Raw genomic sequence first — 18,549 nt, 5'->3', positions numbered from 1 at the left:
ACTACCGCCTGGACGCGAAGATGCCGCCGCGTTGAAAGACATGGCCCCTGGTCCGGGCACGCTCTTCCGAGACGAGCTCGTCACGGACGCGCAGCAGTTTTTCGGGGTCGCGTTTCACGGTGCGCCCGTCCTGCTCGTACTCTTCCGCCTCCATGGCGTTGGCGAGAGTCTCGTCCCTGACATCCTGATTGAGTTTGTCGCTCATCCTCGTCTCCATCCGGTTTTCTCGGTAAAAGTGATTCCCGTTTACCCGAGGATGGAGGCCGCTGTACGTAGAAGATTTCTATGGGTAGAAAATTTCTAAAATAGAAATCCTCTATTTCTCAGCCACAAAAAAAGGCGGCCCAAAGCCGCCCTTTTCGTCGATCGAACTATATATGATAGCAACATCCGCGCCATTCACTCATAGCGGGGAACGATGTTGTAGAAGACCCGGTCCCTCGGGGAGACGCGGATCACGTCCTTGCGGTGCTTGAAGCAGCCGCCGAGCCAGCGCATGGACGGAATTTCATACTCCTTCATGTCCTGTTCGCGGCAAAAATCCCGGAAGAGTTTGTAGACGTCCTTCATCTGCGTCTTGAGATGACGGGGATGGGTGCCGTGGAGGGACACGTCCGTAAAGACCATGGCCTCGTCCAGGAAACGGTGCACCAAATCCGGGCAGTCCGGGTCCTCTTCCCGCTTCTCCGGCTTGGCCGCGAACTTCACGCAATACTTTTCGTACAGCCGGTCCACCTCGGTTTCCACGTCGTCCACCTCCTGCATCTTGACCACCTGAACCGCGCAGTGCAGGGCCTGGGACCGCAGGTTCGCCTTGAGCTTGAGCGACGGGCTTTCCAGGACCGGGGTTGCAACACAACCGCGCACAAGATATAGGCGAATAAAAAAAACCAAGGGAGTATCCATGTTCAAAACCATCTTGCCGTTGCTCGCTTTGTTCCTTCTCCTTGGCTGTGGCGGGTCTGATTTCCCCGATGACATTTCCGACTTGAACAAAGATCAACTCGCTACGGCGATAATTGGTATAGACAAGGAAATCACGGCAGTTGACATCATCAGCCTGGGCAACAATAGAGTGCGCATCGAGATTGCCACCCTTGAAGAAGCGCTGTGGGACGATGCGTCCGCGATAACATATCCCCTTATCCTCATGGAAAAAATCTGCAAGAGCCTTTTCCAAGCAAAGGGCAACCACGGGATCAAAAGCATATGGTTCAAGGTAAGCGTTCACACCGTAGACGCCTACGGAAACGAGAGCAGCCAAAAAATATATACGCTGAGCTTCGACCAAGCCGACCTGCAAAGAATCAATTGGGCCAACTCCGACTTGTACATGCTAAGCAATTTCGCCACGATTCTCGAAATCTCGCCCATAGGAGAACAATCTTTTATTGCCTACTGTCAGGAAGACGGTAAAAGGTCGCCCACCCTGTGCAGACAGCTTTATTAGGACAGCGCCTGTCACTCATCCACCTCCACGCTCTTGAACGAGTGACCGCAACGCTGGCAGTTGTGATAGCGCTCCCTGACCGGGCCTGACCAACGGCCAACGCACCGGACCGAGCATTTCTTCCGGCCGCACAGCGGACACACGCCGCCGTTTCTGGGGCTGAAATCAACGGCCGAACGCTCTTTGCTCTCGGAGAGGATTTCCTTGATCGTTTCCACGGGATATCTATCGGTCAACATCGGAGCTACCTCCCGAAAAACGGATTGGTGACAAGACCGCCGCCGGACGCCCCATAGCCGCCGGATCGCGAAGACCGGGGCGGACTCGACGCCACCACCTTCCTGTAATTCGGCTCCGGCAACAGTTGCAGGGCCGGTGTCCAATCCGGATGCGCGCAGGCCGCGGCATAGACCTCGCAGTCCAAATAATGGTTTGCCGCCTTGCGCTGTACCCACACGGGATTGCCGTTCCTATCCATGTCGCGCTCCTCACTGGCGAGCTGCCGCAAATAGTCGTCGCCGACCTCTCGATGCAGCCACATGGGCTGAATCGAATCCGGGTGCATACGCACCAGAAAGATCAGGTCCTTGAGATCATGGGTGTCCAGCGTGTAGATGGTGATATTCTCCCGGTACTCCCTGGGCACATCACGATGCACCCCGGTTTCCGACCGCCGGACAACCGAATCCTGCCGGCGGCTCGCGCCCTTGACCGCGTGGAAATCGTCGCGGTCGGCCTCAAGGACCATCAGCTTGACCTCCTCGGATCGGGACCACCCCTCGGTGCGGCTCTCGTCGCGCGTACCCCCGAAGTCAACAGCCGAGCGCCAAATGGGCATGACCACATCGTTACGCCCGGCCACGGGATAGACCGCATCGAGCTGGGCATACACATCCGCCTTGCTCGCCAGCTCTCCATAGTCCACCAGCCAGGACTCGCCGGACTTGGCCCAGGCCCTGACCGTGAAGAACCAGCTCGCCTTCTGTGAATCGACGCCCATGGTCAAGGCCACGGCCCCGGCAGGAACCTCGCGAGCCGGGCGGTCATGCCGAATCATGGCCTTGACCTGATCCTCCGGCGTCTTGATGGTGACAACCTGGTAGGGCTTGGACGCGTGTGAATTGTCGAACCACTCCATGGCCGAAGGCGTCCCCTTCCGCGCGGCCGTAAACCAATCGGCCATTACCGTGGACAGGCTCATCCCGGCGAACACCCATGACGGCATGAGCACGGCCACGGCGGTCGCATCCGTCAGGTCGTGCTCGGCCCACAGGTCTCCCCTGGCTACGGCCAGGTTGCGATAGTGGTCGTTCCACTTCATGCCGCAGTGGACACATTCATACCACGCAGCCTTCTGCTGCTTGATCTGCTTGGGGTCGCGCATCTTGCCCGGCACCTTGATCCGTTTGAGGTCCATGATCTGGAACCCCCCGCAATTCGGGCAGCAGGCCCTCACCTGATAGATGACCTGAGCCTCCTCTCGAATGGCCTTCCAGATGCAGGAAGATCGCTCGTTCCCCCTGATTTTGGAATAGCGCAAGGTCTTGGCCTCGTCGTCGTAGCTCATGTTGCGCTCGACCATGCGCGCGGCAGCCTGGGGATCAAGGTAGGCATCCTCCTCATCCACCAGGACCACTCGCGGAGAAATGGACGAAGCCGAGGCGTCCGACCCGGCGTGCATACCGTAGACCGCGCCGAACTTGGTCAGGATCAACCCCCGCTGCACGGCTTGGGCGTCCTCGGACAACATCTCCCGGAGCGGGCGTGTCTGTTTGAAATGCGGCCCGATTTTTTCTTCGAAAATACGGTTTCTGGTATCCTTGTCCGGCATACCCACGGCGACGGAACACGGATCGCGGTACAGCTCGGAGGCCATACAGCAGTATGCCAATGTTGTTTTGCCCGACACCTGCGACGGCCCGACAATAAACAGCGTCCGCAACATGGGCCTGTCCCACAGGTCCATAATCCAGCGAGCGATGGGGTTCCGATCATGCCGGTAGGTCTGCCCCTTGTAAGGCCCGGTCGCCAACCGAAAATGCCGTTCGGCAAAATCAGCGGTCGAAATCCAGGGCCGGGACTCCAGCACTTGCCGCTCACCGGGGTAAAGATCAAAGGGCGGATGGTTATTCACAACGTGCCCTCCTGCATCCGAACGTCGAACCGCTCCATGGCCGCGCCGAGTTTTCCCGAATCGCCGCCGACAAGCTCGATGAGCCGCAAGACAGCCTCGGCCGCCTCTTCGCCCACGGCCGTTTCGTACCGCTCCCAAGCCTCGCGCATGTCGTCCGTGAACCACTCGCCCTTGGCGTAGGCGTTGATGGCCCCGGTGATTCGCCGCTTCCACGCCTCCAGGACCAACGGCCGCCGGCCAAAGACAAAAGCGGACAACAGCTCCGCCTTTTCCTCATCGCCGTCAACAATGCGGATCATCTCCCGCGCGGTTTCCAGATCGCCCCCAACGCAAGAGAGCAGCTCCGGCGCAAAGTCCCGCATGAATGAAGTCATGTTGAGCTTGATACTCTGGGCTCGCTCACCGAGTTCGCGTTCAACTTGCGCAGTGGGGACGGTCTTGCCCAATTCTCGCTGGAAGCGCAGCTCCTTGAGCTTGGCCTCGATTTCCTTATTCTTCGCGTCGGCCTCTACTCTCCGGACCGCGCTGGCCTGGCTGCCGGTGAGTTCGGACTCGTCCACAGGCTCGGACGGATCAGCGTCTCCCGCAACCACTTTGCCCAGATGCGTCTTGGCGTACAGATCGACGGTACGGCGGGCAAAGGCGTTCGCCCGGTTTCTGCGGAGCTTCTCCTTGCCGTCCTTGTCGTCAGTGTGATTGTAGACGGTCTTCTCCGACACCACGTAGACCGCACCGCTCTCCTTGATCGCCGATTCCGGCTGCTTCGGATCTCCCCAGGCAAAGGCATCGCCGATGGGGCACGTCAAATACTGATGCACCTGCCTGGCCGTCCTGAACCAAATCCTCGGAGCTTTTCCCATACTCATCCGCGAACCTCCAATTGCTCCTTGAAATAATGACCGATTATATTCTCCAACGAATTCTTTCCCATTTCGGCGTCCAATTCCCGTAGGCTGTAAAAAGACTGACGAAGATCAACGAACAAAACGCGGCGCAATTCGTTCGCATGGAGACGGGGCCAATCATCGTCATTCAGCCCCAACCACAGCGAACCATCCTGTTTCCTGAACACCCGGAAACCGTTTTCCCGCACAGCCGTCTGAAAACCGATCAGCTCCCTCCGCCAGAGAGGCCAAGGGGCCATCCACGCCAACACCTGCTCCCAATGGCTTTGCGGCTGCGCGGCGCCGACGGGGGCGACCTGTGCCGCAACCGGCTTTGGCCTGGCGACCAACGCGCCCAATTCACGCCGGACATGGTTGGGCAGACCGGCATCGATCCAGACCGCGAGGTCCAGGTACATGCTGTCCACGACCATCCAGTCGAAGCGGTCCAGTGAGGTGGAGCTGTACAAACGCCGGAAGCGCAGGGGCATGACGGCATCGCCGACGTCCTTCCCGTACCGACGCGGCACAGGCCAGCGAACCGAGTTGGGGAACTCCCGCGACCAGAACTTGAAAGAGGCGTCCCGCCCCGCATTGTCTGTGTCCAGGGCATTGAGAATCAATGAAGCGCCACGCAAATACCGTTCAGTCTCGGCATCGGGCCGCTTGCCGGTACCGCAATTGGCCATGACGCCGAAAGACTCCGCCCAAGGGAAGACCGACACGGCCCGCATCACGGTGAACGCATCGCGCTCTGTCTCCACCAAAATCCACACGCGGACCTTTTCCGGCTCTCCCAGGACGACGTAGGCCGACTTGCTGCCGCCGAAGCCTTCCCAATATTTCCGGTCGCGCAGCTTTTCCGGACCGGTCTCATGGTCATCTCTCCGGATTTTAAGCTTGGCGACATGCCCCTTGAAATAGGTCGGGAGGACAAGTCCTTTCGGCAACCAGATCTTCCGCTCGCCCTTCGCCCCCTCCTGGTAGGGAAGCCCCCAGGCAGTCACCGGGTAGTATCGGTCGTGGTCATTCCATCCCAACCCATATTTTTGAGCTGTCGCGAGGTCTATGCCATGATCGGACAGATGGACCTTGGCTTTCGGAGAATCAGGCAAGACGGCCACGCAAGAATCAACGAACTCTCCGGCCTTGCTTGACCACAACGGCGGAGGCATGTCAGGCGGAGCGCCGTGCCATTCCTGGGCAATCCGGGGGACTGTCTTGCGTTTTGCCGGGATCGCCCCATCAGCCTCCCAGCCAGGAACGTATTCGGTGGCGAAAGCTCGGAATGCGTCAGGCGATCCGGGCTCCAATCCATTGGCGACGGCATAGACTGTAATGATGTCCCCATACTCGCCGCACGAATAGCATTTCCATTGGTCCTCTTCATACTTGTAGCAAGAGGCGGTCTTATTCTTCGATGTTTCGTGTCCATACGGGCAATCAGACCAGAGCCGGGAACCTTGCTCGCGCACGGGTCCGGTGAGCGCTTCGAAAATCCTGCGGCATTCGGCAGGGCCGAGGCGATCAAGCGCAAATCCCATAGCGCCCCCTCTGCCCCGAATCCGCCCCGAAGACAAAAAAAATGGATTTTGAATCAAGCTGGACTATTTTGACTATCGGAAACGAGACGTCAAAGATAGTCAAGTCCTGCAAATTAAGAATGTTGCCGCAAGATTTGACCTTCTTGACCAAAATCAGGGCTATTTGACCAGACGCCTGTGTGCATACACAAAAGAACCCCTTATTTTCTCTCCTCCTTATTATTTTTGCTGTTAGGTTAATAAAGGTCAAAAAGGTCAAGAAGAGAGAGGAACTACGGATATCCACCTGAAAACGTGCACATTTTTCGTTTTGACTTTCGTTCATAGCATTGTCCAGAATGTTCAAAATGGTCAAAAATCCAACTGAATCGAGGGATCGCCCTCGGCTCGATGCTCGTTTTTGATCCGATAGCCCAGGTACATAACGGTGCCTGTGCCGGACTGGTCTTTGGGAATGCGTGTGATGTCGGTACGGGTCTTCAACTCCGTCCCCATGGTCCTTTGCTTTTTCACATGGCTGTCATCAGTGAGCTCATTTTCCGCCATGTACCACTGTTTCCATGCCAAATAGAGCCACTTCGCCTGTTCCCGATGATTGGGGTCAGGCTCACAGCATTGACCGAAAAACGGTCCATAGGGATCATTGTCATCCTTGTAGTCATCCAGTTCCATGACCACGCATTCAGGCGGCTTGGGCATGTGCCCAAGCGCAATGGCCTTCATGGCGCACCGGACCAAGTGGGCGAGAATACCGGAAGCCTCGGCCTCCAACCGTTGCATCAGCTCTTCCTTCTGGATCATGGGGTAGATGAACTTGTCTTCATCCACCTCGTCCGGATCGGCCACATACCGGGCGTCAAAGGGAATCAATCGCAATCGATTGAAAAACGCGTTGTCGCCGGTCCGCACCTGCGGAATGTTGTTGGAATGCAGAACGAAAGACTGCGTCTGCTTGAACTGGACGGAATGTTTTTCGTTCACCCCGCGGGCGCGAATTCTGTCTCCGCCGGAGGTGAGCTGTTTGATCTTCCCCAACGAGAAATACTGCTTGGCCTCGGCTTCCGAAGTTATGGCCAGGCGCTTGTCCTGTAAAAGGAGCAGATCCTCACGGGGACCGGACGATTTAGCGTACTTCTCCTCCAAAAGGATCTCGACCGGGACGGTCGCCGCAAACTCCCCCAAACAATACGAGATCATCTCCGTGATGACCGTCTTTCCATTATCTCCATGCTTGCCATAGAAGCAGAACAAATCTTTTGTCTGGAGGCCCGTGACCATAAAACCGATCGCATACTCCAGGTATTCCCTCAGATTCTTCCGGTAGCAGGTGACCTGGTCGAGAGTCAGGTCCCACAGCGTGGCCTCTTCGTTCAGCCCCTTGTATTCAACCGGACTTTTCCGCCGGAAATATAGCTGGCTCCAGGGCAAGGCGTTGTACTCCTTGCCCGTGGCCAGATCGATTATCGTGTTGGCGCACGGCAACAAAGTCGGCGGCTCATTGAGATCGGAACCGTTCATGCCAAGTGAACCATCTCCGGCACTCGCTCCCTTCAGCGTGTTGTTGATGGCTTTGTGGGTACGCAGTGCTCTGGCCCGCTTGGAAAATCCTTGAGCCAGTTTGGTCCATTTGGTGCGCTTTTTCTGATTTTTTCTCAAAGCCTCCTTGCCTTCAGGAGTCGAGGCGTCAAAAGAATTGTCATTGGGTAACGAACCAATGAGAAGGCGAAGATATCTTGACTCTTTTTCATACTCGCAAGCGACTATATCAACGGCCTGCTCGACGTTCCGGTTGATGTCCTTCGTCCAGCAAGTGCAGTTGAACTGATACCATTGCCCCCCCTTTTGGAAATTGTCGTGAAAGAACTGCCCAGAAAGCAAAAGCGCGGCCAGCTCTCCATCGCCGACCTCGGCTCGACGAAAACAACGATAGAGAATACGCCGTTCGACCAACCGGCCGCCCTTGAGACGCTGTTCCTGCTGCTTCGCTTTCTCGGCCTGGACTTCCTGTTCGTTGATCTCACCTTCACGCGCACGCTCGGCCTCAACCTCTTTCCGGATGTCTTCGCCCGTCCTAATCACAGAGGCATCCCCCCAAGCACGCATTGTAAAATTGTAAGAAAATTACCAACCTAAACACGCAGAAGAAACGCGCTCGATAGCCCCCGTATCCGAAAGGCCTACGGGAGGACCCAAAAGGATACCCGAGCGCATCGAGAGGCCCTTTGGACCTTTTGACCGTATCTTTAGGTAAGGGGGGAGGAGGAGGGGAAAAGGGAGGGACTATGGATGCGGTAGCCCCCCGCTGAAGCGTGGGGCATGATTCCCAGATGCTGCTAAAAAGATGAAAGATTAGCTTGCACGAGCTAATTCCCACCTTGCGGGGTGGTCCATCTACACACTGTGGGGAGAAATAAGGGAGAAAAAAGAATAGGGGCCTGCGTTGACAAGCAACACAAACCCCTGAAAAGATTGGTGCCCCCTGCGCGATTCGAACACGCGGCACCAGGATTAGGAATCCTGTGCTCTATCCACCTGAGCTAAGGGGGCACGTTCCGGCGGGTGCCGGGGAATCGTTCCTAGCCGACGACGATTGAAAAGGCAAGCCTTTCGTTATGCCTGAAGGCTTAATGCTCGTGTTCGTGCTCGGGATAATAGGCCTCCAGCGCCTGGACCGCCGCCCCGAGCTGCTCGACCACGTTAAGATCGGCGGTCTGCTTGGCCTTCATGGACAGCAGGATGACCGCGTGGTGCTTGGCGAGCCGCTCGGCGTAATCCTTCTGCGACGGCTTGACCCGCTGGGTCAGGAAGTAGTCCGAAATGGTGGCGATGATTTTCTGGGCGTGCATTTCCTTGTTGTTCACCCAGCGGACGAACTGCTGTTTTGACTGCAGGTCGGTCTTGTCGACCAGGGCCATCATCTCGGTCACGGATTTCTTGACGGTTTCCACATCTTCAAGCATGGACATCACCCGGGCGTGGTCGTCGTAAATGCCGCACGGAATCTGGCAGTGCGCCAGGGATGCGCGGGGCATGACCAGAACGGCCAGGACGAAGAGCATCAGGGAAACGGTTTTCTTGCGTATACGCATACGGAACCTCCTTGAACGGTTTGGACGGATTTTCACGGTTACCCCTCTCATACACCGGCTTACGAAATATTGAAACCTTCGCGGGCGGAATTGCCGTCGGCCACCCCCGGCAAATGCGTGTGCAAATGCACGCACACTATTTACAACAGAAAAAAAAGGGCTATATAGCTAGGAAGGCGGTACAGGCCGCCATCCTGTTTTCCGCATCCTTGTATGGAGGCAAAATGCATCGAAAGGCTTATTTTCTCATTCTCTTCCTGACCCTTGCGCTGGCCGTGCCGATGGCCGCCCAGGCGCGCGACCTGCCTGTATTCACGGAGCTGGCCGCCCAGGCGGGCAAGGCCGTGGTCTTCATCTCCACGGAAAAGACCGCCCGGGGCGGCTCCATGGAGCAGTTCCAGCAGCAGATTCCCGAAGGACACCCGTTCTACGAGTTCTTCAAGCGGTTCGACCAATTCTTCGGCCCCCAGCAGGGACAGCCGCCGCGCAAGATGCTCGGTCAGGGATCAGGCTTCGTCATTTCCGCCGACGGGCTCATCGTCACCAACAACCACGTCATCAACGGCGCGGACAAGGTGACCGTGCGCTTCCAGGACGACAAGAAGGAATACCCGGCCGACGTCGTCGGAGCCGACCAGGAAACCGACCTGGCCGTCATCCGCATCAAGGCCGACCATCCCCTGCCCACCCTGAAATTCGGCGATTCCGACGACATCCAGGTGGGCGAATGGGTCCTGGCCATCGGCAACCCCTTCGGCCTGGACAACACGGTCACTGCGGGCATCATCTCGGCCAAGCACCGGATCATCGGCGCGGGGCCTTTTGACAATTTCCTGCAGACCGACGCGTCCATCAACCCCGGCAACTCCGGCGGCCCGCTGCTGAACATGGACGGCGAGGTCGTCGGCATCAACACCGCCATCAACGCGGCCGCGGAGAACATTGGCTTCGCCATCCCGTCTACGCAGGCCGCCAAGGTCATCGCCCTGCTCAAGGAAGGCAAGTCCCCGCAGCGCGGCTGGCTCGGCGTAACCATCCAGCAGGTCAGCGAGACCCAGGCCAAGGCGCTCGGCCTGCCCGAACCTGTCGGCGCGCTGATCGCCTCCGTGGGCAAGGGCGCCCCGGCCGACAAGGGCGGCGTCCGGCAGGGCGACGTTATCCTTGAGGTCAACGGCCAGAAGATCGAGGACAACAACGCGCTGCTCAAGACGATCGCGGGGCTCGCCCCCGGCGACAAGGCCCGCCTCGTGCTGTGGCGCAACGGCGAGAAGGTCACCCGGACCGTCGTTCTCGGCCAGCGCAATGAAAAGGCCATGGCCGCCATGTCGCCCGATCGCCAGGGCCATGGTGAAGCCGCCACCGTGCTGGGCATGGCCCTGAAGCCGATTGGCGACCAGGAAGCCCAGGCCCTCGGACTGGACAAGACCCAGGGCCTGCTCGTGGTCAACGTCGACCCCGAAACGGCCGCCGGGCAGGAAGGAATCCGCCAGGGCGACGTCATCCTCCAGGCCAACCAGCAGGACGTGAACTCTGTGGCCGACCTTGAGACCGTCATCAAGAGCGCGGAAAAGCGCGGCGCGATCATGCTCCTGGTCAAGCGGCAGGGACGAAGCAGCTTCGTTGCACTGCCCTTGGACAAGTAATCCATCAACGGGGGGCTCCGCAGGGAGTCCCCCTTTCCTTTTTCCCCACACTCCCATGCAAGCAGCCATTCTCACCGCCCCGGCAAAGATCAATCTGCACCTTGAAATCCTCGGCCTCCGGGACGACGGCTATCACGAGTTGCGAACCCTCTTCTACCCGGTGCCCGCGCTGAGCGACAGCATCGAGGTCGTGCCCGGCCCCGACAGCGACTTTTACATCCGCTGCCCTGAACGGCCGGAGCTGGAGACCACCTCCAACCTCCTCTACAAGGCGTGGAAGCTTTACGCCGAGGCCACGGGATTCCGTCCCGGCATCTTCGTCACGCTGACCAAGCGCATCCCCATGGGGGGCGGACTCGGCGGCGGCAGCTCCGACGCGGCGGCCCTGCTCCGATGGCTCAACGCCGAGGCCGGGGAAAAGGGGTTGCCCATGGGGGCCATGATCGAACTGGCCGCGCGACTCGGCGCGGACGTGCCCTTCTTCCTCCTTGATGGTCCCGCCTGGGCGGGCGGCATCGGCGAAAAGCTCGAACCCGCCGAAGTGGATCTGTCCGGGGCGACGCTGATCCTGGCCTGCCCGGACATCCATGTGAACACGGCCTGGGCCTTCCGCGCCTGGGATGAAAAATACGGCGCGGTCAATCCCCATGAATCCTTGACATCCGCGAGGCGTGATACTAAGAATCCATCTCCCGTTTCGGCCCGGGAAATGGCGAACGACTTTGAGTCGATCGTCTTCGAGGAGCACCCATCCCTCAGGGATATCAAAGAAACCCTCCTCCATCACGGGGCCGAGCACGCCGCCATGAGCGGATCGGGGGCCTCCCTGTTCGGGATTTACCGCGACAGGGATTCCGCCGCGTCCGCAGTACTGGCTCTCGAAAAAAAGGGAATTGAAATTTTCCAGGCGGACTGCCTTTAAGGGCGGAAAGCCGAACCAGGCCGGGACCAAAACGACGTCGCCGCCCCCCGCGCAAGGCGCTGAGGGCACACTATCCTAAAGCGACAGCCCCACCGGGGCCCAACGTCGAACTGGTCGTAGCGAACGCGAATGGCCGCCGACGGACACGTCCGAAGCCGACGACCGATCCCCGCAAGGCGGGCGGACGAGACGGCGCTTCCGAAGAGGAGCATGGACGACAAGTGTCCGGGAGCGGAAGGGCGCACTCCAGGCCTGACATCGGAACCGGAGCGCACAGGTTGCGCGCGAAGCCGATCTCCCCAATGCGGCCGGCGGCCGCGTATGGACAATTTTCGTTGGGGCGTCGTCAAGTGGTAAGACATCAGGTTTTGGTCCTGACATTCGGGGGTTCGAGTCCTCCCGCCCCAGCCAGTATTTAAACTCGATTGCATAGAGGATAGTCATGCATGGCGAACTGAAGATCATCAGCGGGTCCGCAAGTCCGAAACTGGCCGAAGCCATTTGCGAGCATCTCGGCACCAAAGCGTCGCCGGTCCTGCGTGAGCGTTTTTCCGACGGCGAAATCCGCATTGAGATCGGTGAGAACGTCCGGGGCGACGACGTCTTCGTCGTCCAACCCACCTGCTCCCCGGTCAACTTCCACCTCATGGAGCTGTGCCTGATGCTCGACGCGCTCAAGCGCGCCAGCGCGTCCCGCGTGACTGCCGTGGTTCCCTACTTCGGTTACGCCCGCCAGGACCGCAAGGTCGTGCCCCGCGCGCCCATCTCCGCCAAGCTGGTGGCCGACCTGCTGTCCACCGCCGGTATGCAGCGGCTGGTGACCATCGACCTGCACGCCGGTCAGATCCAGGGCTTCTTCAACTGCCCCGTGGACAACCTTTTCGCCGCGCCCGTGCTCATCGAGCAACTGCGCGACCGGGACGACGACTTCGTCATCATCTCCCCCGACGCGGGCGGCGTTGAGCGCGCCCGTTCCTACGCCAAGCGCCTCGGCGCGACCCTGGCCATCGTGGACAAGCGCCGCGACGCTCCCAACCAGGCCAAGGCCATGCACATCATCGGCGACGTCAAGGACAAGGTTGCCGTGGTCATCGACGACATGATCGACACCGCCGGCACCATGTGCGCCGCGGCCAACGTCATCATGGAAAACGGCGCCAAGGACGTCCTGGCCTGCGCCACCCACCCGGTGCTGTCCGGCCCGGCCTGTCAGCGTCTGGAAGAATCCGCCTTCTCCGAGGTGGTCGTCACCGACACCATCCCGCTGGGCGGCAAGCAGGACCAGTGCAGCAAGATCAAGACCCGCTCCGTGGCCTCCCTGCTGGCAAAAGCCATCAACAACGTGCACACGGAATCTTCCGTGTCCGTACTGTTCGTATAAGGTATTCCAAGGCCCTCCGGCCGAAACCATTTAAAGCGCGAGCGTCCGTCCATAGTGGACGGCCAGGGCGTAAAAAGGAGAAACTCTTATGGCAGATCTGCTGAAACTCAACGTCCAGGAACGGACTGAGCTGGGCAAAGGCCCCAACCGCCGCCTCCGTGCCACCGGCATGGTTCCGGGCATCTACTACGACGCCAAGGGCGCCAACATCCCGGTCAAAGTCCAGATGGTTCCCCTGCAGAAGGCCTTCGCTGCCGTCGGCAACTCCCAGGTCTTTGAACTGGTCCTGGAACGCGGCGGCAAGGTCGAATCCATGCCCGCCATGATGTGGCGGCTCCGCAACGAACCCGTCAAGGGCGTTCCCGAGCACGTCGACTTCTTCGGCGTGGACCTGAGCAAGGAAATCAAGGTTGCCGTCCCCTTCGAGGTCGTCGGCGAATCCAAGGGAATCAAGCTCGGCGGTATGCTGGAGCAGTACCGCGAGCACATCGAGGTGATCTGCAAGCCCATGGATATCCCCGAGTCCATCGTCATCGACATCACCGACCTGGACATCATGGATCACGTCCACATTGAAGACGTCACCTTCCCCGAAGGTGTGACCCCGATCTTCGAAGAGAACTACGCCGTACTCGCCGTCCTCGCCATGCAGGAAGAAGAGGAAGAAGAAGGCGAAGAGGGTGCCGAGGCCGCAGAACCCGCGGAAGCCGCAGAAGGGACCGAGGCCTAATCGCCCGGCTCCGTTAATGACAAGACCTCCCGGAGCGCGCAATCGTGCTCCGGGATTTTTTTTGCTTCCTGTCGAAGAGACTGATACACTGTATTCCGCAGCGCGAGATCGCCGCACGGACAACGGACCCGACTCATGGATTTCAAAGGCGCCATAGTGGGGCTGGGCAATCCCGGCCCCGAATACAAAGACACCCGGCACAACATCGGGTTCATGCTGGTGGACCATATCCTCCAACTGGCCGGGGAACGCCAGTCCATGCGGCTGGAAAAAATTGCGGAATCCGGCGACTACGACCTATGGCGGTGCAAGTTCGCCGGGGCTTTCCGTCTCCTGGTCAAACCCCTTACCTACATGAACCTGTCGGGCAAGGCCGTGTCCAGGATATGTGGCCGACACGCAATCGCCCCCGCCGACCTCGTGGTGGTCCACGATGAACTGGACTTGCCCGTGGGACGAATGAAATTCAAGCGGGGCGGAGGCGACAACGGACACAACGGGCTCAAGTCCATCCAGGAACGTCTCGGCACTGCGGATTACAACCGTCTGCGCCTCGGCATCGGCCGCCCCGACGACCGATACAAGCCCATTACCGATTGGGTCCTTGAGCCCTTTGACGAACAATCCCGCGTGGCCCTGCCGGAAATCATCGGTCACGCGACAAAAGGTCTGGATATTTTTTTCCGTCGCGGCATGGGCTTCGCCCAGCAGCACTTCAACTCCTTTTCGCTTCCGAAAGATGAATCGGGGTAATCGTGGACTCTTCCCGCTCTTTTCGGTATGATGTCTGTCTGTCGAATATTTTTTAGTAGTCTTTTCAAGAACTGAGGTCCAAGTGTTCAAGGTCAATGAATTGGTTGTGTATCCCTCCCAGGGCGTGGGACGTGTCGAACGCGTCGAATCCCAGGAGATCGGCGGCGTCAGAGCCGATTTTTACATAGTCCGGATCTTGAGCAACAACGTGACTCTCATGGTACCCGTTGCCAACGCCGAAAACGTGGGCTTGCGCTGCGTCTGTCCCGCCGAAGTGGGCCAGGAGATATTCGAATCCCTCAATGACCGCACCGGATTCACCGGCTACACCGGCCAGAACTGGAACCGGCGTTACCGCGAATATTCCGAAAAGCTCAAGAGCGGCGATCTGGCCGACGTTGCCTACGTTCTCAAGGAGCTTTTCCTCATCGGCAAGGACAAGGAACTGTCCTTCGGCGAACGCCGCCTGCTCGAACAGGCCATGGGCCTTGTCTCGATGGAGCTTGCCTACTCCCTGGACCGCGATCAGGAGGCAATCAAGGACGACATCAACGAAATGTTTGCCGATGTCATCGCCGCGCAGGAGAAAAACGACTAGCAGGACTTGTCAAGGTCCTTTGTTTAAGGTAACTGGCTCCTTGTGCCGCATCGCGGCGTTCAGTTTATCCCACTCCCATTTGGTTTTTGAGTCGTCCCCGAGGCTGTTAGCGCAACTTCTAACGAGAGGTATGCTCCCGTTTCCTCACACCCGAACCATCCGACCGGACCGGTTCATACGCGACATCCCGAGTACGACGTCAAGCGCGGCGCTCACGCCGCACCACAATACCGTTTTCCTTCGTTCCTTTTGATTTAATTTCGAAAACCTCAACAAGAATTTCCGACATGGTCACTAAAAAGACTGACACTGAAGGCAAAGGCAAAGGCGCCGCCAAAAAAAACACCCGCAAAAAGCCCGTCAAGACAGCCCCTGAACCTAACGGCAATGGCGGAAGCCTGAACCTCACCGAACTCAAGCAAAAATCCATGCAGGATCTGACCGATCTTGCCATGTCCTTCGAGGTCGAAAACCCGAGCACCATGCGCAAGCAGGAGCTTATCTTCGCCCTCCTGCAGCAATGCGCTTCACAGAACGGCCAGATATTCGGCGAGGGCGTTCTGGAAATCCTGCCCGACGGCTTCGGCTTCCTGCGCTCCCCCATGTACAGCTACATGGCCGGCCCGGATGACATCTACGTCTCCCCCTCGCAGATTCGCCGCTTCGGCCTGAGAAAAGGCGATGTGGTTTCGGGCCAGATCCGGCCGCCCAAGGAAGGGGAACGATATTTCGCTCTGCTCCGGGTCTCCGAGATAGGATTCGAAGACCCGCAGCATTCCAAAAACCTGGTCCTGTTCGACAACCTCACCCCGCTTTATCCCGAAGAGCAACTCAAGCTCGAAAACGGCTCCTCCAATTACTCCGCCAGGATCATTGATCTTCTCGCTCCCATCGGCAAAGGCCAGCGCGGCGTCATCGTCGCCCCGCCCAGGACCGGAAAGACCATCATGCTCCAGACCATCGCCAACTCCATCAACGCCAACCACCCCGAGGTGGACCTCATCGTTCTGCTCATCGACGAGCGGCCCGAGGAAGTGACCGACATGCAGCGCACGGTCAAGGCCGAGGTGGTGTCCTCCACCTTCGACGAGCCGCCGACCCGGCACGTGCAGGTGGCAGAAATGGTCATTGAAAAGGCCAAACGCCTGGTGGAACGCAAGCGCGACGTGGTCATCCTGCTCGACTCCATCACCCGTCTCGGCCGGGCCTACAACGCCGTGACCCCGTCCTCCGGGCGCGTGCTTTCCGGCGGTATCGACGCCAACGCCCTCCAGCGGCCCAAACGGTTCTTCGGCGCGGCCCGCAACATCGAGGAGGGCGGTTCCCTGACCATCATCTCCACCGCGCTCATCGACACCGGCTCCCGCATGGACGAAGTCATCTTCGAAGAGTTCAAGGGCACCGGCAACATGGAACTCTACCTTGACCGCCATCTCTCCGACAAACGCGTCTACCCCGCCATCGACATCAATCGCTCCGGCACCCGCAAGGAGGAACTGCTCCTCGAGGACGACGTCCTCAACCGGGTCTGGATTCTGCGCAAGCTTCTCTCCCCCATGAACTCCATCGACTCCATGGAATTCCTGCGCGGCAAGATGAAGGGCACCAAGAACAACAGGGAATTCCTCGACTCCATGTCCAAGTAGGAAAACTTCCCACAGCGGTCCGTCCGGACATTCTTCCGGGGCGTCATCCTTGCGCGGCCAGCTCGGCTGCAAAATGCCCCCGGGAAAATGCGCGGCCATTCCGCTCAAAGAGAACAATGCAAAGGCCCCGCCGTTTTTTCGGCGGGGCCTTTTTTCACGGCGCTCCCCCGCCCGCAAGAAAGAAATACATACTCTCCGTCTTCCCGGGCGGATGAACGCATTGTTCGCACATTGTGCAGCAAACGGCCCATGGTTGCCTTGAGCCGACAAATGATTACTATGGCGACATGCGTATTCCCTTCGGCATATATCCGGCCCTGCTGGCCGCCCTGTTGCTCGTGCTGACACCCGCCGCGACCGCCCGCGCCAACCTGCTGGGCAACAAGCTGACCCTTCGCGACGAGAACAAGATGGGCCGCGACTTCGACAAGATAATCCGCGCCCAACAAAACATGGTGGGCGACACGTACATCACCGACTACGTGGGCGACGTGGTGGCCAGAGTGGTCACGGGCACCAGGCCCATGCCCTTCCGCGTCAAGAGCGCGGTCATCGCCAACCCGCTCATCAACGCCTTCGCCATTCCCGGCGGATACATCTATATCTTTACGGGGTTGATCCAGTCGGTCGAAACCGAATCGCAACTGGCGGGGGTCATAGCTCACGAGTTGGCGCACGTCTCCCAGCGGCATGTGGTCAACCGCATAGAAAAACAGAAAAAAATAGCCCTGCTCTCCACGGCCGGCATGTTGGCCGGTCTGCTGCTCGGCGTCGCCGCCGGAGGAGAGGACGCAGCCCAGGCTGGCCAGGCCCTCGTGCTCGGCTCCCAGGGCGCGGCCACGGCGGCCATGCTCCACTACTCCCAGGAGGACGAGCGCGAGGCGGACCATGTGGGCCTGAACTCCCTGGTCAAGGCGGGATACAACCCCGAGGGGATGCCCGGAACATTCCAGATCATGCTCAAGAACAAATGGTACGACAACAGCTCGGCCATGCCGAGCTACCTGTCCACCCACCCCGGGACAGAGGAACGAATCACCTACCTGCACGACCGCATTGCGCGAATGCCCAAGGAATTTCTCGAACGCAAGGACGACAACACCCGGCTGATGCGGGTCCAGGTACTGATCCGGTCGCGCATGTCCCCGGCAAACACCGCCCTCGCCTACTGGGACGACAAAAAGGAAAGCGACTACACGCCCATGGACTACGTGGGCCGGGGGATCACCCTCGAACGGCTGAAAAAAATCGATGAGGCCGAGAAGGCATTTTCAAAGGCCCTTTCCCTGGACAATAACGATCCCCTGGTGGTTCGCGAGGCGGGCATATTCTTCTTCAAGACGGGGCGGCCCGACCGCGCCGCGGCTCTGCTGCAAAAGGCGGTCATCCTCGACAAGGGGGATGCCATGGCCCTGTTCTACCTGGCGCGTCTCCAGGCCGAGGCCAAGCAGTATGCCCAGGCCGAAAAGAATATGCGCAAGGTCAACGAACTGGTGCCCGAGGATTGGGAAGTCCATCACCACCTGGGCATGATCCTCGGCGAATCCGGAGACCCTTTCGGCGGAAACCTGCATCTGGCTTACGCCGCCCTCTACTCCATGAACCTCAAACGGGCCAAGGAATTCATGAATCGAGCCGATTCGCTGGCGCAAGACCAGGGGCAAAAGGACCGGATCAAGGAACTGGACGAGGCCATCAAGGCCCGCACCGACCTGGGCAAATAACCTGCCCTTGTGCCCCGGGGTGTTTTGGCGTAGGTTGCACTTTTTTTACAC

At 59.0% G+C, this 18,549-nt stretch carries 17 protein-coding genes and 2 tRNA genes; 10 read left to right on the top strand and 9 right to left on the bottom strand.

The genetic code is table 11. The features are described from left to right. Position 1 precedes the first annotated feature (1 nt). Both LF599_RS04595 and LF599_RS04590 read right to left on the bottom strand, forming a co-directional pair. Positions 2 to 205 carry a hypothetical protein gene (locus LF599_RS04595; RefSeq protein WP_279522460.1) on the bottom strand — a complete coding sequence of 68 codons (204 nt, stop codon included), beginning with the start codon at positions 203 to 205 and terminating at the stop codon, positions 2 to 4. Positions 206 to 399: 194 nt separating this feature from the next. Beyond that, the gene (locus tag LF599_RS04590) at positions 400 to 894 is read right to left on the bottom strand and encodes a hypothetical protein (RefSeq protein WP_279522459.1); all 495 of its coding nucleotides are present in this window, start codon (positions 892 to 894) and stop codon (positions 400 to 402) included. A gap of 10 nt (positions 895 to 904) precedes the next feature. On the opposite strand from LF599_RS04590, the gene LF599_RS04585 reads away from it, so the two are divergent. Beyond that, positions 905 to 1,450 (top strand): hypothetical protein, encoded by a 546-nt coding sequence (locus tag LF599_RS04585; protein ID WP_279522458.1) that lies wholly within the window; start codon positions 905 to 907, stop codon positions 1,448 to 1,450. Positions 1,451 to 1,461: 11 nt separating this feature from the next. Here LF599_RS04585 and LF599_RS04580 read toward each other — a convergent pair whose 3' ends face one another. The 7 genes from LF599_RS04580 to LF599_RS04550 all read right to left on the bottom strand — a co-directional run bounded on the left by LF599_RS04580 (position 1,462) and on the right by LF599_RS04550 (position 9,101). Next, positions 1,462 to 1,689: a hypothetical protein gene (locus LF599_RS04580; RefSeq protein WP_269941575.1), complete on the bottom strand. Its 228-nt coding sequence runs from the start codon at positions 1,687 to 1,689 to the stop codon at positions 1,462 to 1,464. Positions 1,690 to 1,694: 5 nt separating this feature from the next. Further along, on the bottom strand, positions 1,695 to 3,584 hold the full coding sequence (locus LF599_RS04575) for a terminase gpA endonuclease subunit (protein WP_279522457.1): 1,890 nt from the start codon (positions 3,582 to 3,584) through the stop codon (positions 1,695 to 1,697). Then, positions 3,581 to 4,450 carry a hypothetical protein gene (locus LF599_RS04570; RefSeq protein WP_279522456.1) on the bottom strand — a complete coding sequence of 290 codons (870 nt, stop codon included), beginning with the start codon at positions 4,448 to 4,450 and terminating at the stop codon, positions 3,581 to 3,583. The genes LF599_RS04575 and LF599_RS04570 overlap by 4 nt, the downstream gene beginning before the upstream one ends. Beyond that, complete coding sequence (locus tag LF599_RS04565) at positions 4,447 to 6,012, bottom strand: hypothetical protein (RefSeq protein ID WP_279522455.1); 1,566 nt, start codon at positions 6,010 to 6,012, stop codon at positions 4,447 to 4,449. The genes LF599_RS04570 and LF599_RS04565 overlap by 4 nt, the downstream gene beginning before the upstream one ends. Positions 6,013 to 6,363: 351 nt before the next feature. Then, positions 6,364 to 8,115: a DNA primase family protein gene (locus tag LF599_RS04560; protein ID WP_279522454.1), complete on the bottom strand. Its 1,752-nt coding sequence runs from the start codon at positions 8,113 to 8,115 to the stop codon at positions 6,364 to 6,366. Between the two features lie 367 nt (positions 8,116 to 8,482). Continuing rightward, positions 8,483 to 8,559 (bottom strand) — tRNA-Arg (locus LF599_RS04555). A 77-nt stretch (positions 8,560 to 8,636) separates the two neighbouring features. Further along, complete coding sequence (locus tag LF599_RS04550; RefSeq protein ID WP_269941585.1) at positions 8,637 to 9,101, bottom strand: superoxide dismutase [Ni]; 465 nt, start codon at positions 9,099 to 9,101, stop codon at positions 8,637 to 8,639. Positions 9,102 to 9,325: 224 nt separating this feature from the next. Between LF599_RS04550 and LF599_RS04545 the strand changes: the two genes are divergently transcribed. From LF599_RS04545 to LF599_RS04505, 9 genes are all read left to right on the top strand, one after another. After that, a complete protein-coding gene (locus LF599_RS04545; protein WP_269941586.1) occupies positions 9,326 to 10,744 on the top strand; it encodes a Do family serine endopeptidase in 1,419 nt (472 codons plus the stop codon). Between the two features lie 55 nt (positions 10,745 to 10,799). Then, positions 10,800 to 11,666 carry a 4-(cytidine 5'-diphospho)-2-C-methyl-D-erythritol kinase gene (ispE, locus tag LF599_RS04540; RefSeq protein WP_279522453.1) on the top strand — a complete coding sequence of 289 codons (867 nt, stop codon included), beginning with the start codon at positions 10,800 to 10,802 and terminating at the stop codon, positions 11,664 to 11,666. Positions 11,667 to 12,002: 336 nt separating this feature from the next. Continuing rightward, positions 12,003 to 12,077 (top strand) — tRNA-Gln (locus tag LF599_RS04535). A 31-nt stretch (positions 12,078 to 12,108) separates the two neighbouring features. Continuing rightward, a complete protein-coding gene (locus LF599_RS04530) occupies positions 12,109 to 13,047 on the top strand; it encodes a ribose-phosphate diphosphokinase (RefSeq protein ID WP_272700854.1) in 939 nt (312 codons plus the stop codon). Between the two features lie 88 nt (positions 13,048 to 13,135). Next, entirely contained in the window at positions 13,136 to 13,777 is a 642-nt protein-coding gene (locus LF599_RS04525) for a 50S ribosomal protein L25 (protein ID WP_279522452.1), read from the top strand. A gap of 135 nt (positions 13,778 to 13,912) precedes the next feature. Continuing rightward, positions 13,913 to 14,530 carry an aminoacyl-tRNA hydrolase gene (gene pth / locus LF599_RS04520; protein WP_279522451.1) on the top strand — a complete coding sequence of 206 codons (618 nt, stop codon included), beginning with the start codon at positions 13,913 to 13,915 and terminating at the stop codon, positions 14,528 to 14,530. A gap of 82 nt (positions 14,531 to 14,612) precedes the next feature. After that, a complete protein-coding gene (locus tag LF599_RS04515) occupies positions 14,613 to 15,128 on the top strand; it encodes a CarD family transcriptional regulator (RefSeq protein ID WP_279522450.1) in 516 nt (171 codons plus the stop codon). Between the two features lie 287 nt (positions 15,129 to 15,415). Beyond that, the gene (gene rho / locus LF599_RS04510) at positions 15,416 to 16,774 is read left to right on the top strand and encodes a transcription termination factor Rho (RefSeq protein ID WP_279522449.1); all 1,359 of its coding nucleotides are present in this window, start codon (positions 15,416 to 15,418) and stop codon (positions 16,772 to 16,774) included. Between the two features lie 287 nt (positions 16,775 to 17,061). Continuing rightward, positions 17,062 to 18,498: a M48 family metalloprotease gene (locus LF599_RS04505; protein ID WP_279522448.1), complete on the top strand. Its 1,437-nt coding sequence runs from the start codon at positions 17,062 to 17,064 to the stop codon at positions 18,496 to 18,498. Positions 18,499 to 18,549: the final 51 nt, after the last annotated feature.

The sequence above is a fragment of the Pseudodesulfovibrio thermohalotolerans genome (assembly GCF_021353295.2).
In the GTDB taxonomy this organism is placed as follows: Bacteria; Desulfobacterota; Desulfovibrionia; order Desulfovibrionales; family Desulfovibrionaceae; genus Pseudodesulfovibrio; species Pseudodesulfovibrio thermohalotolerans.
This window is presented reverse-complemented; position numbering and strand designations above follow the sequence as displayed.